This is a genomic window from Shewanella sp. MMG014 (assembly GCF_018100775.1).
GTDB lineage: Bacteria > Pseudomonadota > Gammaproteobacteria > Enterobacterales > Shewanellaceae > Shewanella > Shewanella japonica.
In genome coordinates, this window is record NZ_JAGJDZ010000020.1 from 1 (window position 1) to 21270 (window position 21270).

Genomic DNA, 21270 nt, shown 5'->3' on the forward strand with positions numbered 1-21270 from the left:
CTAAATCAATACAATTAAACAAAATTTGTGGAGGCGCGACCCGGAGTCGAACCGAGGTCGACGGATTTGCAATCCGCAGCATAGCCATTCTGCCATCGCGCCGTATAGAGAATGATTGGAGCGACATATCGGGTTCGAACCGATGACCTATACCTTGGCAAGGTATCGCTCTACCAACTGAGCTAATGTCGCAATCATTTGCTTATCTTTTCAAATAAGCCTTGATGTCATCTTGCTGCAACCTTGCGGTTATACGCTAGAGCATCTCTGTCTACGGGGGTGCATTCTACCGATTTCACTGTCGGTGTCAATTGCTGTTTTCAACAAAACTGACTGAATGAACACTAAATAAACTTATTGAACTTTTATTAAGCTACTCTGCCGTTAAGTCTTTCCAAGCTGCTGAAATATAACTCATCATAGACCAGAAAGTCAGCACTGCAGCAATATAGAATAATCCATAAGCCACATTGGTCAAGAACTCATTAGGCTGCCAAATTAAGCCAACAATCGCGACCATTTGAGCTGCTGTTTTATATTTACCAATCCAAGAAACCGCCACAACACCTCGTTTGCCGATTTCAGCCATCCACTCACGTAATGCGGAAATAACAATTTCACGGCCAATCATGAATAATGCAGCCAATGTAAGATAAATATTGTCATTTTGCTGAACCAGTAACACAAGCGCTGTTGTTACCATTATTTTATCCGCAACCGGATCAAGAAACGCCCCAAAACGCGTCGATTGCTTTAGCTTTCTTGCTGCATAGCCATCTAATGCATCTGTGACTGCTGCCAGCCAAAAGATAAATGCAGAAGCAAACGGTGCCCAAGAATAGGGAAGATAAAAAACAATCACAAATACCGGTAAAAGTAATAACCGAAAAAGTGTTAGCGCTATAGGTAAATTAAAAGGCATGAAAGAAACCAAATAGTCAGAAACAGCGCCAATCTTGCCTTAATTTTATCCCCCTCGCAATGCATCATGGATTGTTTGTGCCATTTCTAGGCTAATTCCGGGCACTTTTGTTAATTCTGCCACGCTAGCGCCCTTCACTTCTTGAATTCCACCTAAATGTTGTAACAATAACTTACGTCGTTTTGGTCCAACACCAGGGATTGACTCTAGTGTTGATGTGTTTCTGGTTTTTTGACGTTTATTACGATGCCCAGTAATAGCAAATCGATGTGATTCATCACGAATATGTAAAATTAAATGAAAAGCAGGTGAATCACTAGCCAGCTCAAAGGTTTGTTCATTATTACCAAATACAAAGGTTTCTAAGCCTGCTTTACGGCCCTCACCTTTTGTTACCCCAATCAATAAAGGAGGATTATCAAGATGCACGCACTTTTCATCAACGATTGCCTGAGCAATACGTAATTGCCCTAAACCACCATCAATAAATACAATGTCAGGCACCTTTCCGTTGTTATCAATTTTATCAAAACGTCGCTTTAAGGCTTGCTCCATCGCAGCATAGTCATCGCCCCCTGTTATACCGTTAATGTTATAACGGCGATAATCTGCCTTGTGTGGACCTTCGCGATTAAACACCACACAAGAAGCAACAGTGCTCTCACCCATAGTATGACTGATATCAAAACATTCCATCCGTGAGATAGGCTTGGTGAATTCCAGTGCTTCTTCTAGTAGTTGAAAACGTTGTTCGACGGTATTTTTGTGGGACAATCGAGTATTAACGGCATTACTTGCATTGGTCACAGCCAAACGTAAAAAGTTAGCTCGCTCACCACGTACATGGGTTTTGATTTCGAATTTGCGTTCAAGTGCTGTTGATATGGTGGTTTCCAAAACGGCTTTTTCATCAAATGATTCACTGATTAACACTTCTTTAGGAATAGTACGTTGAATATCGGCATTTAAATAAAACTGCCCGATAAAAGACACCAATACTTCTTCAAGTTCGGTTTCAGCAGGTACAGATGGGTAATAGCTTCGACTGCCAAAAATTTTACCATCTCGAATAAATAACAAATGAAAACACGCAATACCCGAGGCGTAGTGTACGCCAATCACATCCATATCGCCCTTGTGGTTCGACACTTCTTGTTGCTCCGCAACTCGCCTTAGTGCGGTGATTTGATCTCGATATTGGGCTGCCGACTCATATTCCATTTCGGTTGCAGCATGATCCATCTTAGCAACCAGTTCAGTGATCACCTGCTTATCTTTGCCACGTAAAAATAACCCTGCAAGTTTAACTTGCTCTGCATAGTCGCTATCAGAAACAGCGCCAACACATGGCGCACTACAACGAGAGAGTTGGTATTGTAAACAAGGTCGAGAGCGTGACTTATAGTACAAGTCATCACATTGACGAATAGGAAACAATTTTTGCATCAGGTGCAAACTTTCGCGCACCGCTCCACCATTGGGATAAGGTCCAAAATAATGGCCCTTCTCTCTTTTAGGACCTCGGTGATACGCCAACCGTGGGTGTTTATGACCACTCAATAAAATATAGGGATAGGATTTATCATCTCGAAGCAATACATTGTATTTAGGCATGTATTGCTTGATGTAATCATTTTCGAGTATCAATGCGTCAGTTTCACTGTGAGTCAGTGTGACATCGATATTGGCAATGCGAGCGACAAGCGCTTGGGTTTTTACATTAGGTAAATTAGCGCGAAAATACGAAGAAAGGCGCTTTTTGAGATCTTTTGCTTTACCGACATAAATCACTTCGCCCTTGTCATCGTACATACGATAGACACCAGGCGAAGAAGAAACGGTTTTTAAAAATAAAGCTGAATTAAAACGAGATGGCATTCACTATCCTAGGATAGGTGTTAATACCATGGGCATAACACCTAGCGTTTAAAAAGAACTGGCATCGAGCATTTTGTAGCGAATTGCGAGACGGGTCAACTCCACATCACCACCGATATCTAACTTAGCAAACAAACGGTAGCGATAGCTGTTAACTGTTTTAGGGCTTAAATTGAGTTTCTCAGAAATATCATTTACTTTTTCACCATTGGTGATCATCAGCATGATTTGCAGCTCACGTTCAGACAAGCTGCTAAATGGATTCTCATCTGAATGGCTAAATTGACTCAATGCCATTTGCTGGGCAATTTCTGGTGATAAATAACGTTGGCCACGAGAAACTTGCTGGATAGCGCGTAATACTTCAGGTGAAGTGGAACCTTTGGTTAAATAACCCGATGCGCCAGCTTGCATAACTTTAGTTGGAAATGGGTCTTCTGTTTGGACCGTTAAAACAATGATTTTAGCTTCTGGTTGATAACGTAAAATCTTACGTGTGGCTTCTAATCCACCCATACCCGGCATATTCATATCCATCAAGATTACGTCAGCTTCGTTTTGACGCGACCATTGCACAGCAGTCTCTCCGTCTGGGGCTTCCCCAACAACTTTAATACCTCGCTCATCTTCTAGTAAGCGACGAATACCGGTTCTAACTAACTCATGATCATCAACTAAATATACTGAAATCAACTTCAACCCACCTTAAAAACATTCGTCCTGAACATCATTTTATTTTTTATTATATTAACTAGGGTAATTTATCTTATTGAGCGACTCACGGAAAGCGAAAAAGGCGACAATCACTGTAGGAATATGTATAGAGTGTCATTGAAGCTCGAACAATTACGTTTGGAGCGACAACCTAACAGTCCCTTTAGGTTGATTAGCCTATTAAACAGACAATAAAAAACCGTAATGAAAATGTTCATTACGGTTTCATATCTTGCTTTAGTCAGTGTTAACTCGGGCCTGTTGTTCTTTGCTGGTTAAGTTTTGTTCGAAATAAAAGCGTTTTAATTGAGGCGGATGGATTGATGCCTAGTCATCTAAGCAAAAGTCATCTAAGCAAAAGTCATCTAAGCAAAATTCATCCAACAAAGAGTAAAACGCTTTTAGTCGAACCCTTTGGGCAGCGTTTGTTGACCATTTTTACTGCGTTATTAACTTTTTATGTAGAATAACTACACCACAAAGTCTCTTCCTTGTATAAATGGTCAACAATTCGCTGCAAAAACAACCTTGAAAGATCAGCAGGCCCTAAAGACGTTGACTAAAACCTCATAGTCACTCTGTCGATTACTTTTCATCATTTTCGATGAAATCATCAGTAAAGTCAGTTGGCCAATATTTGTAACCTTGTACGGTTGCCTGAGCAGCAGCCCCCATCAAGTTGACTTGGTATGTTTTTACACCGCTCACGTCAACAGATTGGTTGGCAGACGCTTGGTCACCGCTTTCTTCATACTTAGCACTGGCTTCTGCTTGTGCTTGACCTTCATAGCCGGATTCTTTAAAACGTGTCATCGCATCGTTATCCATAAAGGCTTGAACGAATGCCATTTGCTTCCAGCCAATACCAGCGCCAACACCACCTGTAGCAAAACGATAATAAGAGTTTTGTCCATTTGACGTTAATACACACACACCACCGCCAGTAGAAAGAGCAAATAAGTAACTGTTGCTCCCCGTACAAACAACATAGCCAACAGATTGTGCAACTGCTGTTTTAGCACCACTATGTTCAGCATAAATTTCTTGTAATGCCGCTTGTGTTTCTTTACGCGCATTGGCTTTTTTTGACTCAGGTGTGTCGCCTGTAGCACAACCCGTAAGTAAAGCCGGTACCATCACTGCAGCTAAAAGACATTTTTTACTGAATAAAGTCGTAGACATAGGTGTTTTCCTCTATGGAGTAAATTGCAAAGTTTTATGACATCAGTCACTGTATTTTTAATGCACGTTGAGCGATGACTTACCCTGATATTGGCTCGGCTTCATCAAAAAATGACTTGAAATACTATTAGCACTAATTGATTGAACAGCTGCTTCTCAACGACTTGATATGCAACAAGTATAATCTTGGTCATCTGACATTAGTTACCATTTTATGCCAACCTGTTAATACATCTGCCAGTTATACCAACCCAATTAACCTTCATCTCTAAATTTAGCCTTAATTTCTACAATTTGCTCAATATTTTCAACAAACAATTGCACTAATTTAGGCTCAAAGTGACTGCCCGCTTCTCGTTCAAGTAAGGCTACAGCTTCCTCAACAGACCAAGGTTTTTTATAAGGGCGCTCACTGGTCAAAGCATCAAATACATCTGCCACAGCCACAATCCGGCCATAAAGTGGAATTTCTTCACCTTTCAGTCCATTGGGATAACCTGTTCCGTCCCACTTTTCATGATGAGTCAATGCCACCTCTTGTGCGATTTTTAAAAGAGGTGAATCATTATCGCCAAGTATTTCTGCTCCAATGACACAATGATGTTTCATTTCATTAAATTCTTCAGCGGTTAATTTGCCAGGCTTTTTTAAAATGGCATCTGAGACGCCAATTTTGCCAACATCATGCATAGGTGCTGCATGCATTAATACTTCTGCATCTGCTTCATTGATACCCGCTGCTAACGCCAAAATATGCGTGTAGTAGCTCATACGAATAACATGCATTCCTGTTTCATTGTCTTTGTATTCAGCCGCTCTGCCTAGCTTTCTAATAACATCGAGTTGATTTTGCGCAATTTCAGCCGTTTTTTGCTGCACTTTTATCGCCAGCATACGATTTTGATCTGTCAGCGCTAACTGAGTCTGCACACGACGTTGAACAATAGGAGGATTAAACGGTTTGGTAATATAATCAGCGGCGCCAATATTTAGCCCTTTAATTTCATCATCTGCTGAAATTTTCGCAGTAACAAAAATGACAGGTATATGGTGAGTTCTTTCATCCGCTTTTAATTCCTGACAGACCTCATAGCCATCTATTCCCGGCATCATTATGTCGAGTAAAATTAAATCCAACGGAATCGCTCTAGCAATCTTCAGCGCTTGCTCACCATTTTTTGCGATTTTGATATGATAATCAGCCTTCAGCACACCCGCGAGAACATCAATATTTGCTGGAGTATCGTCTACCACCAATATTGTTTGTTTTTCCATCTGTTCTCCTATCGCTTAATGTTATGTAAACAAGGTGCTGACGAAAATGTCAGCTAAGAATCAAGTTGATTTAATTGCTCAATCATTTGCTTAGCTATTTCCATAGCCGTATCTAATTCATATTCGCTTAACTGCTTTTCTAATAATTTATAATTATGAAGTAATGGCTCGACATTCAAGCAATCACCGTGGTCGTCTAAATACTCAGTTGCTTCCATATCAAAGCTTTCAAGCATCGTAATCAGTGCTGATAAGGTTTTAATCGCTAATGGTTTATCTAAGGTTAGACTATTTTGTTGAGCTGATAATGTCGGCATTGAGTTATTAATCTCTGTGCATACTTCACTAAGCGCTTTTTCCAATATAAGAACAGTCTTAACATTACTTTCTGCTAACTCTTGCTCAAGCTTAGCGGCTAATTCTGCTAAGTGTTCAGCGCCAATCATTCCTGCAACACCTTTTAAAGTGTGCACAAGTCGCATTGCTAACGTCTCATCGTTAATTGCTATCGCACGGGTGAAAGCCCCCACAAAACCCGATTGCCCAGCAACAAATTTTGCCAACAGTTTACGGTAAAGCGCTACATCGCCTTGCGTTCTTTGCAGACCTTGCGCTGCATTTATCGCTTTAAATTGATTAACAAAATCATGATCGTTATTTATATCAATTGTCAGGCTATTCACATCAATAGGATTTGCTGGCGATATCCATTTAGCCATTGTGATAAACATTGCTTCTACATCAATAGGTTTAGGGATATGATCATTCATGCCAGAGGCTATGGCTTTTTCTCTATCGCCAGCCATAGCATTTGCCGTCATCGCAATTATCGGTAAATCAGCATTTTCAGCAATGGCTCGTAACTTTGATGCCGCTGTATACCCATCCATTACAGGCATTTGGCAGTCCATTAGAATACCGTCAAACTTTTCTTTGGCTGCCAAATCCAGTGCTTCTTGCCCATTTTGAGCTAACGTGGTGATAATTTGTTTGCTGTTTAATAGTTCTTCAATCAATTCTTGATTCAAATCGTTATCTTCAGCGATTAACACACTGGCACCTGCCAAATAAGTTAAAGCTTGTGTTAATTCGCTTTTAGAGGTGGTATCAGCAGCATAAGGGCTAGCATCTGACAAAACGTAAGATAAGGTTTTCACCAAATTAGTCTGAGTTTGTGGCTTAGTTAAAATACTATCAAAGTGCACATCAGATGCACTCATGAGTAAGTCTTCTTTGCCGTATGCAGTAATCATAATGAGCTTAGGCTTTATCTCAGGCTCAAGCTCGCCAATAAAGCGTGCGACATCTAAGCCACTGACTTCGGGCATTTGCCAATCGACTATCGCCACATCTGGCCGCTCACCTGCATTAATTAAATCTATAGCTGCCTGGCCTGATTCAAGCGCTTTTACTTTCATGCCCGCTCTCATCAACAAGCTTGATAACACTTCACGGGCAGCTTGGTTATCATCGACTAACAATGCCGACTTCCCTTCAAAACTTACATGCTGATTTGCATTTCGAGGAGAAGAAGCAATTGGGTTTAAATCAAAAGTAGTAGAAAGATTGAACGTACTCCCAACCCCTACTTCACTACTTAATGTGATGCTGCCCCCCATCAATTCAGCTAGATTTTTACATATGGCTAAACCTAAACCTGTGCCGCCATATTTTCGTGTTGTTGAAGCATCTGCTTGTGAAAAGGCATTAAATAATCTCGATTGCTGCTCAAGGCTCATACCAATACCAGAGTCTTTCACAGAAAATGTTAAATAAGCTTGAGTTGGCGTGAGCTTGTCTAGCATCACCGAGATAATGATATTGCCATTATCTGTAAATTTAACCGCATTATTGGCTAAATTAATTAATACTTGGCCAACTCGTAAGGGATCACCAAGTAAGTTTTCAGGGATCTTGTCATCAATATCAAATAGCAGCTCTAGTCCTTTCTCTGCCACCTTTATACCAATTAAATTACTTACATTATTAAGTAAGTCATCAATACTTAGGTCAATATTTTCAATATCTAACTTGCCAGCTTCAATCTTAGAAAAATCAAGAATATCGTTAATAATGCCCAATAATGATTGGGCTGAGTTATTGGTTTTTTCAATATAGTTACGTTGCTGACGGGTTAACTCTGTTTCAAGCGCTAAGTGAGACATACCAATTATCGCATTCATCGGCGTACGAATTTCATGACTCATGTTCGCTAAGAAATCACCTTTTGCTTTATTAGCATTGTCAGCCTCAGCAATGGCGTCCGCTAACTCACGCTCCAATTCTTTTGCAGCGTTAACATTAATATGTACTCCACTAATGCGTTCAGGCATGCCTTTGTCATCAAATTCTGACGTCTGACCGATACTTAAAATCCAGTCATAGCTACCGTCTTGTCGAAGCAACCTGAATTCCTGACGGACAATCTGATTTGGGTCGTGTTCGACAATGGACTTAGCGTCAAAAATATCAGCTTCATCATCGGGGTGAACTAGCGATGCAAATGTTTCTACACCATTTTTTAATGGCGACCATTTATCTTCGTTGGCGCAAACATCAAGTTGGCGATACCCCAGCATTTCGCTGTACATTCGATTAACGACAACACGATTTTGATTCGGATAAAAATCCCACATTCCCATCTGAGCACTTTTTGCTGCGACTTCAAGCTTCTCTTCTGAATCAAGTAATAAGTTTTCAGCTAATTTCTGTTCAGTAATATCAAATACTGTACCGTCGAAATAGCACTCTTGCTCATTATCAGTTAATTCGAATTTCGCCATAATCTGGACATAACGTAACTCGCCAGAGCGGTTCATAATCCGCATATCGAGTAATACTTTGCCGTTTTGTAATGCAGCTTCGCGAACCTTTTCAAAAAAACCTTCGCCGTCGTTCCCTACTGCCAAATCAACGAAACGCCTTACAGGGTTCTTACCAATAAAGTCACTCACTGGATAACCGGTAATATGTTCAAAATTCGGGCTAATATAAAAAACGGTAAAGTTATTTTTCTTCAAATCGACGTAATTACAACGAAATACTGCTCCTTGTATATTCTCAACTAAGGTCTGATATTGCTGCTGATTCTTCAGCATTTCAGCCCTAACAGTCTCTTGTTCGTTGACATCGAGTAGCGCTAAACGGATCTCAGCTAAACTCCCATCGGGATGAAACTCGGTTCGTACCGATAATGACACCGCCAACGCGCCACTTGAGTGAGTGTGTAAATACAATCTCGCATCTGAGGTATCTTCCCCTTGTAATGCCGATTCAAAAATCTGTTTTCCCTCACCATCATCTGTTGCTAATACATCCATCCATTGCAATGTCGCAAATGCTTCACGGTCATGACCGGTTATTTCAGCAAACTGCTTGTTATGCTTGGTAAAATTGCCATTTTTATCTAAGGTGGCATAAGCTACAGGCGAGTTTTCATATAAATCCCATAACCTATTTTCACGTTCTTGCAGATCTTTAGTTCTAATCGAAATGGTTCTTTCTAATTTTTCATTATTGATTTGCAATCGCTGCAATACATGACGACTCAGCCACAAACTGGCAGACGTGAGCAATAAACAAGACAAAGCAATAATGCAAATTAGGGTAATAATGATATTTTTAAAATATTGAAAATTACTGCTCGCTTCATCAATACTCATTTCTGTCACAATGCCGAAACCGTATCGCTCATCCCACTTCCAAGCACCGATAACTTCGACACCTAAATAATTTCGATAACTTTTAAAAGAGTTACCGTTATTTTGCGAACTCACTTGCTCAGCAGCATAGGTTAAACGTCTTTCATTATGACTTTCGGCGGCGGGTTCATCTGGCGTTAACTCTCGCTGAGGGTTAGTGACATAAAGATTAAGTACTGACATTTGACCAGGCTCTAATAAGCCAAGCGAAACTAATTTATCTTCATGGCGACTGTGAGATAACATCCTGCCCTTGTGATCAACAAAGTATGACTCACCAGTATCACCCACAGCGCCACTTTGGGTTAAGTTTGCGAACTCTAAATATGGATCAATTCGTAACGATAACACTGCTGTAATTTCACCGTTATCTTGAATAATTGGGCTGAGTACAAACATGGTTGGAGTATCTGAACGGGTAATCCCCAAGGGATTTAACAAGGGAACATCTGAGCGCATTGGTGGGGTTATGACGACTTTACCGCTTATCGCTTCATTAAATAAATTAGGATAGATACGTTTTACAATGTTAGTTAAACCAAGGTTTGTATCTCGGCTAGACGCGAGATTTTTACCATCTAAGCTAATAATAAAAAAACCTAATGATCCAAAAGAGTCACTGTAACGTTCATAAGCATCCCTAGACCAAATTAAGTGCTCACTGTCTAGTAACTCTTCTTTATCTGCGCCAATATTTTCTAGTTTAATGGCTCGCTTTAATAACAAAGGGTTTGTCGCAACCGCATTTACACGGTCTTCCCAACCTTTTACCCACGACGACAAAGCGGCATCCGTCGTTAAGGCTACAGACTCTAATGCTTCAGAGCTTTTTTCAATATCATGTTTATAAGCTATGTTAAGCCCGATGTTGGCAATCGTTGTCATTAAAGCCAAAAAACTACAGACGATTAAGCCAATATAAAGGCGGTTTTTGTCATTGGAAAAAAAACGCGTAATGTCTTCATTTGCTTCGGTGCGCAAACGTAAAAATAGCCAACCTAAGAAAATAAGTAATCCCACTGAAGCCAACATCAAAAACGCATTGATTTCCATAACCTTCCTTATTTCGGGCGCAAACCCTGAATCTACATAATGACTTAATTACTCATGCGGGAGATACACTGACACACTAGTCGTTTGGTTTGTATCATCAACATCTAATGCCACTTTACCTTGCTGAGCCTCGGCAAGTAATTTTGCTGAATATGTCCCAATTCCTGTGCCATCGCTTTTGCCAGCTGAAACATACTTTTGCCAAAAATGTTGTCGGATATCTTCATCCACAACACCAATATTTTGAATACTCACTTTTAAGAAGGCTTGTTTGGTTTCAGGCTCCTGCTCACGTTGTAGCATCAGCGAAACTCGTGTTTTACTTGGCGCAGCTTCACATGCATTCTTTAATAAATTGAATAACATGGAATAACTTAAACTTTCATCACCCATTGCAACGTAATCTTCATCACCGTCTTCTTCGCAATCAAGATAGATAAGCAAGTGCTTAACCTGAAACGTTTTCTTTAACACAGCAATGATTTTTTGGATAAGGGCGAGTATAGAGAATCGTTTAGGGCTTAACACAAAACGCCCCGTTTCAATTTTATACAGTTCACTGGACATATTAATCATGTTCAACAACTGAAATGTCATGTCCTCAGCAATCGTCGCATTTTCAGCGTTATTTTTAGAAATATGTGGGTCTGACTTAATTTGCTCAATCAATGCCATTAACCCTGCAATAGGCCCCTTTAAATCATGCTGTAAAACTTGCTGTACTTCTTGTTTGAGTTTTTCATTTGCCACTAAACTGTCGAAATCTGATTGCAAATTCTTATGCATAGTCACATAAGCCATCAGATTCCGTACTCTTAATTTGAGTAGTTCGGGTTGTATTGGTTTACTGATATAGTCGACTGCCCCACCATCAAGTCCTTGCAGTTGATACTTATCTTCTGTGAGTGCGGTGACAAAAATGACGGGAATATGCTCCGACAATGGATGCTTTCGAAGTTGCTTTAATACCTCAAAACCATCCATATCTGGCATCATAATATCTAATAAAATAATATCTGGAGGCGTGTCAGACTGAGCGATTTCAAGCGCCTTCGCCCCATGTTTAGCCAGTTTAACTTGGTACTCGTCTTTTAATAATCCACCTAATAAGGTTAAGTTATCGGCAGTATCATCAACAATAAGTACTGATGATTTTTGATGTTTATCTTGCTTAGTAAGATTGAGGGCTATATCACTTTCAGCATCTAATTGCTCACTCGTCGATGTTGCCTCTTGTGCTACAACACCAGCTTTATTACTCACAAAACCTTGTAAGCATTGAGTGACCCTTTGTTGCAATATCATGCTGTTAAATGGTTTGATGACAATATCAGTCACACCTTCTGCAATGGCCTGACTGACGCGTTCTCTGGCAGCTTCTGCCGTGATCATTAGAAAAGGGATATATTGAAATTTTGGTGTGCTTCGAACCACACAGAGTAATTCAATTCCAGACATGACCGGCATGTTCCAATCAGAAATAATAAGGTCAACATGGGTGTTTTTAAGTATGTGTAGTGCCTTAGCGCCATTTTCAGCTTGATAAATTTGGCCAACACCAAAGCGACGTAATTGATCAGAACTAATTTTGCGAATGGCGTCCATATCATCCACTATTAACACGGTTTTCTTCGCTAATTCCATGAAACCTCTTCTATCTGAATCAAGCAACCAAACTGAAAGATAACGCTTTATTCGTTCGCCTTTAAGAGTCTGTTTGTGACATTTTTGCCCCGACTAAACTTGCCACAATAATTGCCATATAAAATTGCCCACAAATGGCCTCAGAAAAAGCAAAAAAGCGAGCAATGGGCATATTTGGAGAAATCTCACCATAACCTACGGTCGTTAGGGTGATATAGCTGTAATAGATTGCCGTCGAAAAATTATCAGTCCACTTCTGCACTTCAATGCCATTAAAAGCGGGGCCAAATATCTCAATCAATAGTAAATATATAAAAGCCCAAATTAGCCCTAATAGTAAAAATATACAGATAGAACCTATAATCTGATTCGTGGATATTTTGCCGCTGAACAATACTTGTTTTGCTGCGCGATAGGTTGCAACGACGAGAAAAGCCAAAATTGTTAATAAGCCAACAATATCAAGGTTAAGTAACTCAAAAACCGAGCCAATACTGGCAAATAACAACGTCGTGATCATTAAGCCAAAGGTTGATCGAATCCAGCGTTTATTCTCGCCTAGACCGATAACAGCAATAGACAAGCTCATGACTGTGGTACCAACAATAATCATTTGCCCAGCTTCAAAAAACTGCTCAACCAAAGCTGCACTTAACAGCACTAATATTAACGAGCCAAGAAGGTAAATAAAGTTATCTTCTTGGGACATATGTTTATTCATTAAGCTTTACCTTTACTCTTTTTCTGCATCTGGTAACACAGATTCACTATCAAGCTCAGCCGTTTCAACCACAAGCCAAGCTGAGAAAAGTTTGTAACTCAATGCAAGTACAACGGCTCCAACAAATAAGCCAACAATGCCAGATAGAATCATCCCACCAATTGCACCTAGCAATATCACTAACATAGGAATATCAACACCGCGCCCCATTAACATAGGTTTTAAAAATGCGTCACTGGCACTCACCAAAATACTCCAAATCATGAACATAATGGCTACCGTCGAAGATTCCACGGTAAATACATACGCAATAATAGGACCCAAAATTAAAATAGGCGGCAGCTGAATAATGGCTAAAATAAGAACCAGTAACATCCAAATACCCGTACCCGGTACACCAGCTAAACCTAAGCCAATACCCGCTAAAATGGATTGAATAAATGCCACGCCAATAACGCCTTGCACCACACTACGAACCGTTGCTACCGCAAGTTCAGAAAACTCTTCACCATGTTTACCAGCAAGCCTTACCGAAACCTTATGAAACATCTGGTTTGAGCCTTGGGCCCGAGACATGAATACACCTGCAATAATAATCGAAATCAGAAACTGTAAGACGGTCATCCCAAAACTGCCGAATATACTTGCAGCCTTAGACGAGAACCCTTTGATTTCATCAGCGTAGGTTCTGACAACTTTTTCTAAGTCAGAAGAAACCGAAGACCAAAAGTTGTACAGCTTTTCACCAACTAGCGGTAAATCAGCTACAGATTCTTTGGGCGCAGGAATCACTAAAGTACCGTCATGGACTTCAGCGATAAAATCTTGAGTGCCTGACACTATCGCGCCAGAAAAAAGGAAAGTCGGAACTAGTAGTAATGACAGAGCAAGTAACGTGACCAGCAAGCTAGATTTACCCACTGATAGTTTTACTTTTTTACTGAGTAATATCACCACTGGATAGAGTGCAATAGCAATAATACCGCCCCATAGAATCGGCATGATAAACGGCTGAATAATTTTAAAACACCAAATCACCATGATGAAAATTAGCGCAATTTTAATCGCGGCATCAACAGCAGCATGAGTAAACTCAGATGCAGTTGTTATTTTTTTCTCACTCATAAGTTGTCTTTCCCTGCTTTATTGGCAATCCATTTATCAATATTAAACGAAACCATGAATCGACATAGTGTCGTTAACTTGTTTAAACAAAAGTCATTTATGTTTCATTTGCTATTAAAATATAGCGTAAGTTATATAAGATTACACTGAGTTAAAAATAAAAATATTAATTCGCTATTATTTCTTTATTAACTGGTTTTTCTCGCTAAACACAGGGGCATATTTAATATAAAACTGAGATTAATCAGTCATATGTGATCGCGACAATTGTCATGCTCCCAGCGAAGCAAACACGACTATCAGTAATTCAAACGCAACATGAATATAATTGAAGTTAATTAAGATAAGTTCTTTCTGAATTCACGTGGTGAAACGCCAGCTAAACGTTTAAACGCACGCGAAAAATGGGCGACATCAGCATACCCTAATGCGGATGAAATTTGAGTAACGGGTACACTAGGATCATTTAACATCAACTTTGCTTGTTCAAAGCAAATGCCTTCAATCACTTTGCTGTAACTCAATCCTTCTTCTGTGAGGCGGCGCTGTAAAGTGCGTACACTGAGTCCTAATAAATCCGCTGCGGTGGTAATTGAAATTCGTCCCATGCTCAAATAAGGCGTGAGTGCATGAGTAAAGCTATCAATAAATCGCTCAGGCCCCTCAATTACAGCCTGTGGGGGTTGGCTCCAGCCTTTTTTATACTTAACGCTTTGCGACAACACTTCGGCAGAAATGCTCACAGCAGTGACACTGCGTGCATAATAAATTTGTGACTTACTAACCTTTAATTCACTTAAGTAATCCACTTCGCTTGGAGACTGCAGAGCAATTTCCTCAGGTGACCACTGGCTCTGAGTTAACACCCTAATTAGCTCAAGCATCATAGTTAATGCAAACAGTTCTGCGAGATTGGCATCAAAAGAATGTTTAATATTTCGGTATCGTGCGAACCACACTTTGTTAACCGAGGTTTTAAGCTGAATATTGGTCTGTTTTGATTCACTGTTTACAAGATGAATAAACTCAAGCAATGCGTCTCTAACCGTGCCATTTAATGCCATTTTAGCAAGATGCTGCGGCACAAAAATACTTCTCGCCACTTGCTCTAACCAATTGGCAAACCGCTTAGAGTTCAGCTTACGATACATGATTGCCAGTAATTTTGCAGTGCCGCTTCTGAAAGGTATTCAGGTTTAGAGGAAAGTACAGTATCTGGCAGGCCAGCTTCTTTCAGAACAGGGTATATATTATTTTCAAAATCTTTAAATCTAGCGATGAAAGGAACAAAGTATTCGGCACGTAATAGCGGAATGTAATGGTTCTCTTCCAGTGTTTTTTTAGATTCAGCTTGTACTGTATCTTGAGTTTTGTTTTTTGCGTTACTTTGGGTTTCAGTCATGATGTGATTACCTTTAACGCCTAGATACTGTTTAAAAAAGCTGCCTATACCTGTTGTTTAAATCAATTTAAATTTCGCCTGCTGTCACTCAAGATTATTCTGTTTACTCATCAAACAGCGGTTCTTTTTTGTAAAAAGCGCCAATTTCTCGTTTCTAAAAAGAAAGAAGCAACTACCATATACACCCCGACAATAAATAGTTGAGCAATACGAATATAGAAATTCGTCGCCACATCAGCGTCTGTGGATGATGCCGTAGAGCCAACAACCACTAACAGCGCCGAGAAAATACCCGCAAAAATGGGGGCTTTAACAGGATCTGCATAAATTTTTTGACTAAATATTAAGGCGCACATCATGGCTAGGCCGATATAAAAAACAAGTTCAGGTACAATCACTAGCATGTTATAAAACACTATCGCTAATACCCCGCCTATCCCATTGGTAATCAATAAGAAAAGGCTCACTTTTACACTTTTACTTCCGGCAGATTGTAACGATAAAATAGCAATAAATATCATCGTTAGTAAGGCGCCTGTTATCTCAAACAAAAAGAAGAAAGTAATAACAGGAAACGCAATAATCAGCGCTCTCACCGATTCATATAAGCGCTCATCTGTTGTCAATCCAGCTTCAATATGAGATTCACGATTGGGCGATAAGTCAGGTAGTAAAATATGTAATAAGGCAAATATTAATACCGACACGACACCAGAAAAACTCAAACCCACACCGACAAAAATGGCGGCTCCAGGATGTAAAATCCCTAAATATGGCAAAACTAACGTAGAAATAATTAAGATAGTGGCAAAAAAATTCCACTTGGGATCGGAGAACAAATAATAAGCCCACAGCATCAACACAGCCAGCAATGGTAATAACACGAGCGGGTATTGCACTGGGCCAAAACTGACCAACCAAGCAATACCGATAGTCACGACCATTGAAATCAACAATTCATAAACGGTTTGAATTGTTGGCTCGACTCTATCAACAAGAAACTTAGCCACAAATACCGGCACGATAAACGCTAATTGCCAAGCAAACACCGCCGAAATACCAACTGCGAGTCCAATACCTAGAGTGAAGCGCAATACACGTCGCGTATATATTGCTTCTTCTAATTCAGGATCAAGTGTCGCTACCGCCTTATCTGACATAAGAGAACCAGCTAACAAGACGGATCCAGAACTTACCAAATAGGTTCATTATTGAGCTCTCTTTGGTGTAGACCATCACGTCGGCTTGTCCGCCAACACGACGTAACCCTTTAGCTTCCTCTTCATCGAATACAATCGTAACAGGGAAGCGTTGAGATTGTCTTAACCAACCCGTTTGCCCTGTCGTTTGCGCTAATTTACCCGTTTGCTCGTTTTGGCCCCAATCGACACCATAATCAATGTAGGCGACTTTACCTGTAAAGACTTCTCCAGGCGCGTAATCAAGTGCGAACTCCACTTTATCGCCAGGCTTCATATTGCCAATACTGTTTTCTCTAAAGTTTGCTTCAATCCACACATCTTCAGAAGAAATAAATGTCATAACAGGCTGGCCTGCATTGGCATAAAAGCCTTCTTTTAAACGGAAGTTTGATGCAACACCATCTGTTGGCGCTTTAATTTCGGTTCTTGCTAAATTAAGCTCGGCCTGTTCTAACGCTAACAGTGCAGATTTAACGGCGGTATTATTTTCACCTTCAGAACCTAAACGTTCTTCTGCTTTAGCTAAATCAGCTTTTGCAGCTGCGACACCAGACTCGGCACTGACTAACTCAGCACGGGCATTATCGGCATCAGCTTGTGACATAACTTGTTGCTCAACCATGGTAAAAATACGCTTTGATTGTACCTGCGCATTTTTATAATTCGCTTCCGCATTAGCCACTTTAGCCTTGGCAGCTGTCACATTGGCAGTTAATGCCCCCATATTTTGCCCTGCTTGGGTCACTTGCTGTTGAGCAGTAAACAAGGCAATTTCATAATCTCTTGGATTAATACGAGCTAACACTTCCCCTTCACGGACCAAAGTATTTGCAGTGGTAAGAATTTCAATTACCTCACCTGACACTTGAGGTGTAATCGGCACAACATATCCGCGTACTCGCCCTAAGTCCGTTGACGGTATATAGCGATCGGCAAATAAATGGAATACAAATAAAAAGCACACCACTAGCAAAATAATATTAGTAATTTTTCGGATTTTTTGATTCTTAGCTTTGTCAGCAGGTGCATCTGGTGAGGCATTATCGGCGACAACATCGGTTTTTTGAGCTTCTTCTGTAGGCTTTTCTTCTTGCGTTGAAGGAAGCTCTTTTTTATTTTCTGTCATATCTTTCCCTTGAATAGCCACACGAAATAACGTTTACAAGACTTTATTTCAACACCGACAATGTTAACAAGTATTCAATCAGTTGTTAGCAGAATTCAAGTATAGAATTATTTTGCTAAAGATCTCAAATATAACGATTAAATTCTCAAACAATATATCGCTATTCAGTAGGGAAAATAAGCAAAGAGGCAAGTAAATGAAGTCAGTTATACACCTACAATGGTCATCTACTCACTTCATTTTCAGGATGTACACAGATTAGTTTTTTGAAAAGCTCTGTAAAGCAGTCATCGCAGCAGAAGCTTTATCTGCAGGAACGAAGATGTGATCATGATAGTAAGCCGCAATCACATTAGCACTGATATTATGCTGCGTCAGTTTATCTGATATTGCTGCCGTTAAGCCAACCGCTTCAAGACTCGAGTGAACGGTTAACGTGATTTGCTTAAATTTTGCCTCAAATGGCAGGTATGCCTGTGTGGCACTTTCCGCCGATAACACTAAGGTTAAGCCTTCTTTTTCTTGAAAAAAACATACTGGATTAAGGTGAACATAATCAGCAATTCGCCCCGTTACAGAACAAAAAACAAATTCCCCAGCTTGAAGTTCTGGAGACATACTTGATAATAATTGCGATAAATCAGTCATTCCTGTCATTGCCGTTTCCTGTGCTATCTCAGTTTGCATAATGTCTTATTACAGATAATTACCATTTTCATTTTGAGCCAATATGATTCGATAACACCTTTCTTTAGTTTTATTCTGTAATCCAATTTTCATTAGAATCGTCTTGAAACATAATGCCTCAATAACCGGCTAAACGCTGTTGGCTACAAGTAAGTGAGGCACAAGTAAAATCAACTGTTTTTGTCCTGTTTTAATGATTTGTTAAGTGCTAATTGCCAAATCATCAGGAGAAACTCCTGCACCAAGTACGATTGACCAAGCTCTAACTTTCCAGTTTTTTACTAAGCCGTTTTGAACATACGGATCTTGTTTAGCAAACTTCTCCGCAATATCAGGAGAACTACCTTTAAAAAGTAATACAGCTCCATCGCTAGGCTCAGTTAATGCACCACCTAACAGTAATTCACCGCGTTCTACAGCAGATAAAGCAAGTTTAATATGCTCATCTCGGTAAGTTTCTCTTCGAGAGATATAATCAGAAACTACATCATAAGTTAGTAGAAAATACATATTCGGCTTAATCCTTTACACCTAGACATAATGACTCCCCACTAAAGATGCTGATCTCCAATTAATCGTGGGTTAGCTGAAAGCCAGAGCCATAATAGTTTTGTCAAAGAAACTAAATCGGAGATCAGCATGAATAAACATAACATACTTTTTATTGGCCTAGATACTCATAAAGAATTTGTTGAAGTGGCCTACATTGAAGATCAACGTGTTGCCCAAGCTATTAATTTTGGACGAGTTTCAAGCGCTAAAACCTCTATAACCAAACTTGCTAGGCAGTTCCAATCTAAGTATCCAACGGCCACTCTGCATTTCGTTTATGAAGCTGGCCCATGTGGCTATTGGATTTATCGACTGCTCACGAGTTTAGGTCATTGCTGCTATGTCATTGCGCCTTCGCTAATACCCAAAAAGCCTGGTGAGAAGGTTAAAACAGATAAGCGCGATGCACTGAAGTTAGCCAAACTACTCAAGTCTGAAGACCTCACCGCTATCTATGTTCCTGAGCCTGAAGATGAAGCCATTAGGGGCTTATCTCGGGCACGAGAAACGGCGATGAAGGACTTAAAAGATGCCAAATACCAACTAAAAGCACTGCAACTCAGAAACAACATCAACTACAGAGGTACTGCCAATTGGTCGCTGAAACATTTGCGTTGGCTCACTGAGCTTATCTTGCCGCATCCTAGTCAACAGATCGTCTTGCAAGAATACTTACAAACCATTTCAGAGCGCATAGCACGGCTTAAACGGCTCGATAATGAGCTAGAACACCATGTAAAAAACTGGCGTTATTATCCTGTAGTCAAAGCGATACAAGCATTACGGGGTGTGAGGTTATTAGTTGCCGCTGGCGTGATTGCAGAATTAGGTGATTTAACCCGTTTTGACCATCCTAGAAAATTAATGAGTTACGTAGGATTAGTGCCATCGGAACATTCCAGTGGTGGCAAGCGGCATCTTGGTGCGATAACAAAATGCGGCAATGGCCGAGCAAGGCGGTTATTAGTCGAAGGTGCACACTCATATCGCTTTCCAGCCAATATCTCAACAGACATACAGAAACGACAAGAAGACTTACCAAAACAATATTGCATGGCAAGCCCAGTTAAGGCTGTGCCGTCGATATCAAAAACTCATGCATAAAGGTAAGCATTACAACCTTGTCGTGACCGCGATAGCCAGAGAAATGATTGCTTATATCTGGGCTATTTCACGGGAAGTGGTGTTGACACAAGTTAACCCTAAACTACGGTTATCGAGAGTACCTGCATGATAAACCTTTTTGAGCTAGTGCAGTGGGTCAAGCATCGGATGTGGCACAATCACCGACGGCGTTAGGATGGCAATACTGCGAAAGCGGTATTGAACCACGAACATAGACTGAAGACAGGTGTCACGACGCCTAATGTTTTCATATGAGTTGTAAGGTAGGCGCTGCTTGTTGAAAGACAAGTAATCCACGAATATCAGCATGACAACCGACGAAATTACTTGCTTCATCGACTGTGTTAGCTCAATACCAATTGAGTCAAAAGATCAAAACTAGGCTTAAATATTTAGGCCGAAATAGTCATGTTCTGCTTAACGTGGGGAGTCATACCAACGCCGTAGTAACCCGCCAGAACGGAGTTGATTAATTTGTGCTATTAAAGCACAAATTGAGCGACGCAGTGGAGGTCGGGTTGACTACCTTGTTAAGTTGCTACTCTGATTTGTAGTTCTTACTGAACCAAAAGTACATGATCATGCTGCCCACCAAGTTGAACAGAATAAGGAAGAATGTGCAAAGTATAATTGTGATAACGGTTAGTTCTCGACGCTTTTTAAATATGGCGACAATTGGGAAAATCAAGAGAGTAATTCCAACACCAATCAAGGTTAGTTCTATTGCTAGGTGAGCGACTCGAAGAGATTGTAAAATCTTATCTAAGGGAAGGAAAACCACTACAAAGGCGAGCGCCCAGAAGGTGATAATGACAGTTTTCCAAAGCTTTATGGTGTTTTTATATGACATAATCGAAATTACACGATTGAAACTTAACGCCTCATTAAGAGGCAAAAAATAGTTGGTTAAAATTAGCGACGAAGGAGCAAAAACCAACTGTTTTTTGTCCTTCTTTAATGA

Annotated in this window: 17 protein-coding genes, 2 tRNA genes and 1 pseudogene; 1 reads left to right on the forward strand and 19 read right to left on the reverse strand. The window is 40.2% G+C overall.

Features of this window, described 5'->3' with window-relative positions; all coding sequences use genetic code 11:
* Nucleotides 1-28: 28 nt before the first annotated feature.
* The 17 genes from J8L86_RS20655 to J8L86_RS20735 all read right to left on the reverse strand — a co-directional run bounded on the left by J8L86_RS20655 (nucleotide 29) and on the right by J8L86_RS20735 (nucleotide 19142).
* A tRNA-Cys gene (locus tag J8L86_RS20655) sits at nucleotides 29-102 on the reverse strand.
* A 14-nt stretch (nucleotides 103-116) separates the two neighbouring features.
* Nucleotides 117-192: transfer RNA gene (locus J8L86_RS20660), tRNA-Gly, on the reverse strand.
* Between the two features lie 181 nt (nucleotides 193-373).
* Nucleotides 374-922, reverse strand: coding sequence for a CDP-diacylglycerol--glycerol-3-phosphate 3-phosphatidyltransferase (pgsA, locus tag J8L86_RS20665; RefSeq protein WP_055026385.1), 549 nt, complete (start codon nucleotides 920-922; stop codon nucleotides 374-376).
* Nucleotides 923-967: 45 nt separating this feature from the next.
* The gene (gene uvrC / locus J8L86_RS20670; RefSeq protein ID WP_211031417.1) at nucleotides 968-2800 is read right to left on the reverse strand and encodes an excinuclease ABC subunit UvrC; all 1833 of its coding nucleotides are present in this window, start codon (nucleotides 2798-2800) and stop codon (nucleotides 968-970) included.
* Nucleotides 2801-2848: 48 nt separating this feature from the next.
* Complete coding sequence (uvrY, locus tag J8L86_RS20675; protein WP_055026383.1) at nucleotides 2849-3493, reverse strand: UvrY/SirA/GacA family response regulator transcription factor; 645 nt, start codon at nucleotides 3491-3493, stop codon at nucleotides 2849-2851.
* 606 nt (nucleotides 3494-4099) lie between these two features.
* Complete coding sequence (locus J8L86_RS20680) at nucleotides 4100-4696, reverse strand: hypothetical protein (protein WP_055026382.1); 597 nt, start codon at nucleotides 4694-4696, stop codon at nucleotides 4100-4102.
* Between the two features lie 255 nt (nucleotides 4697-4951).
* The gene (locus tag J8L86_RS20685; protein WP_211031418.1) at nucleotides 4952-5971 is read right to left on the reverse strand and encodes a two-component system response regulator; all 1020 of its coding nucleotides are present in this window, start codon (nucleotides 5969-5971) and stop codon (nucleotides 4952-4954) included.
* Between the two features lie 53 nt (nucleotides 5972-6024).
* Nucleotides 6025-10725: a response regulator gene (locus J8L86_RS20690; protein ID WP_211031419.1), complete on the reverse strand. Its 4701-nt coding sequence runs from the start codon at nucleotides 10723-10725 to the stop codon at nucleotides 6025-6027.
* 48 nt (nucleotides 10726-10773) lie between these two features.
* The gene (locus tag J8L86_RS20695; RefSeq protein ID WP_211031420.1) at nucleotides 10774-12369 is read right to left on the reverse strand and encodes a hybrid sensor histidine kinase/response regulator; all 1596 of its coding nucleotides are present in this window, start codon (nucleotides 12367-12369) and stop codon (nucleotides 10774-10776) included.
* 61 nt (nucleotides 12370-12430) lie between these two features.
* Nucleotides 12431-13090: an ion channel gene (locus J8L86_RS20700; RefSeq protein WP_055026378.1), complete on the reverse strand. Its 660-nt coding sequence runs from the start codon at nucleotides 13088-13090 to the stop codon at nucleotides 12431-12433.
* Nucleotides 13091-13102: 12 nt separating this feature from the next.
* Complete coding sequence (locus tag J8L86_RS20705; protein ID WP_055026377.1) at nucleotides 13103-14215, reverse strand: AI-2E family transporter; 1113 nt, start codon at nucleotides 14213-14215, stop codon at nucleotides 13103-13105.
* 338 nt (nucleotides 14216-14553) lie between these two features.
* Nucleotides 14554-15366 carry an AraC family transcriptional regulator gene (locus tag J8L86_RS20710; protein WP_211031421.1) on the reverse strand — a complete coding sequence of 271 codons (813 nt, stop codon included), beginning with the start codon at nucleotides 15364-15366 and terminating at the stop codon, nucleotides 14554-14556.
* On the reverse strand, nucleotides 15351-15617 hold the full coding sequence (locus J8L86_RS20715) for a hypothetical protein (RefSeq protein WP_211031422.1): 267 nt from the start codon (nucleotides 15615-15617) through the stop codon (nucleotides 15351-15353). Before J8L86_RS20715 ends, J8L86_RS20710 begins: the two co-directional genes overlap by 16 nt.
* Nucleotides 15618-15727: 110 nt before the next feature.
* Nucleotides 15728-16777 (reverse strand): DUF2955 domain-containing protein, encoded by a 1050-nt coding sequence (locus J8L86_RS20720; RefSeq protein ID WP_055026375.1) that lies wholly within the window; start codon nucleotides 16775-16777, stop codon nucleotides 15728-15730.
* Nucleotides 16767-17945, reverse strand: a complete 1179-nt coding sequence (locus J8L86_RS20725) for an HlyD family secretion protein (protein ID WP_055026374.1) — start codon at nucleotides 17943-17945, stop codon at nucleotides 16767-16769. Before J8L86_RS20725 ends, J8L86_RS20720 begins: the two co-directional genes overlap by 11 nt.
* A gap of 258 nt (nucleotides 17946-18203) precedes the next feature.
* Nucleotides 18204-18602, reverse strand: a complete 399-nt coding sequence (locus J8L86_RS20730) for an ACT domain-containing protein (RefSeq protein ID WP_065108882.1) — start codon at nucleotides 18600-18602, stop codon at nucleotides 18204-18206.
* 231 nt (nucleotides 18603-18833) lie between these two features.
* Nucleotides 18834-19142, reverse strand: a complete 309-nt coding sequence (locus J8L86_RS20735) for a YciI-like protein (protein ID WP_192021219.1) — start codon at nucleotides 19140-19142, stop codon at nucleotides 18834-18836.
* A gap of 129 nt (nucleotides 19143-19271) precedes the next feature.
* On the opposite strand from J8L86_RS20735, the pseudogene J8L86_RS20740 reads away from it, so the two are divergent.
* Nucleotides 19272-20418 (forward strand): annotated as a pseudogene (locus J8L86_RS20740) (IS110 family transposase).
* Between the two features lie 14 nt (nucleotides 20419-20432).
* On the opposite strand, the gene J8L86_RS20745 reads toward J8L86_RS20740, so the two are convergent.
* A complete protein-coding gene (locus J8L86_RS20745; RefSeq protein ID WP_211031423.1) occupies nucleotides 20433-20645 on the reverse strand; it encodes a hypothetical protein in 213 nt (70 codons plus the stop codon).
* Nucleotides 20646-20847: 202 nt separating this feature from the next.
* A partial coding sequence (locus J8L86_RS20750) for a hypothetical protein (RefSeq protein ID WP_211031424.1) occupies nucleotides 20848-21270 on the reverse strand: 423 nt, incomplete at its 5' end.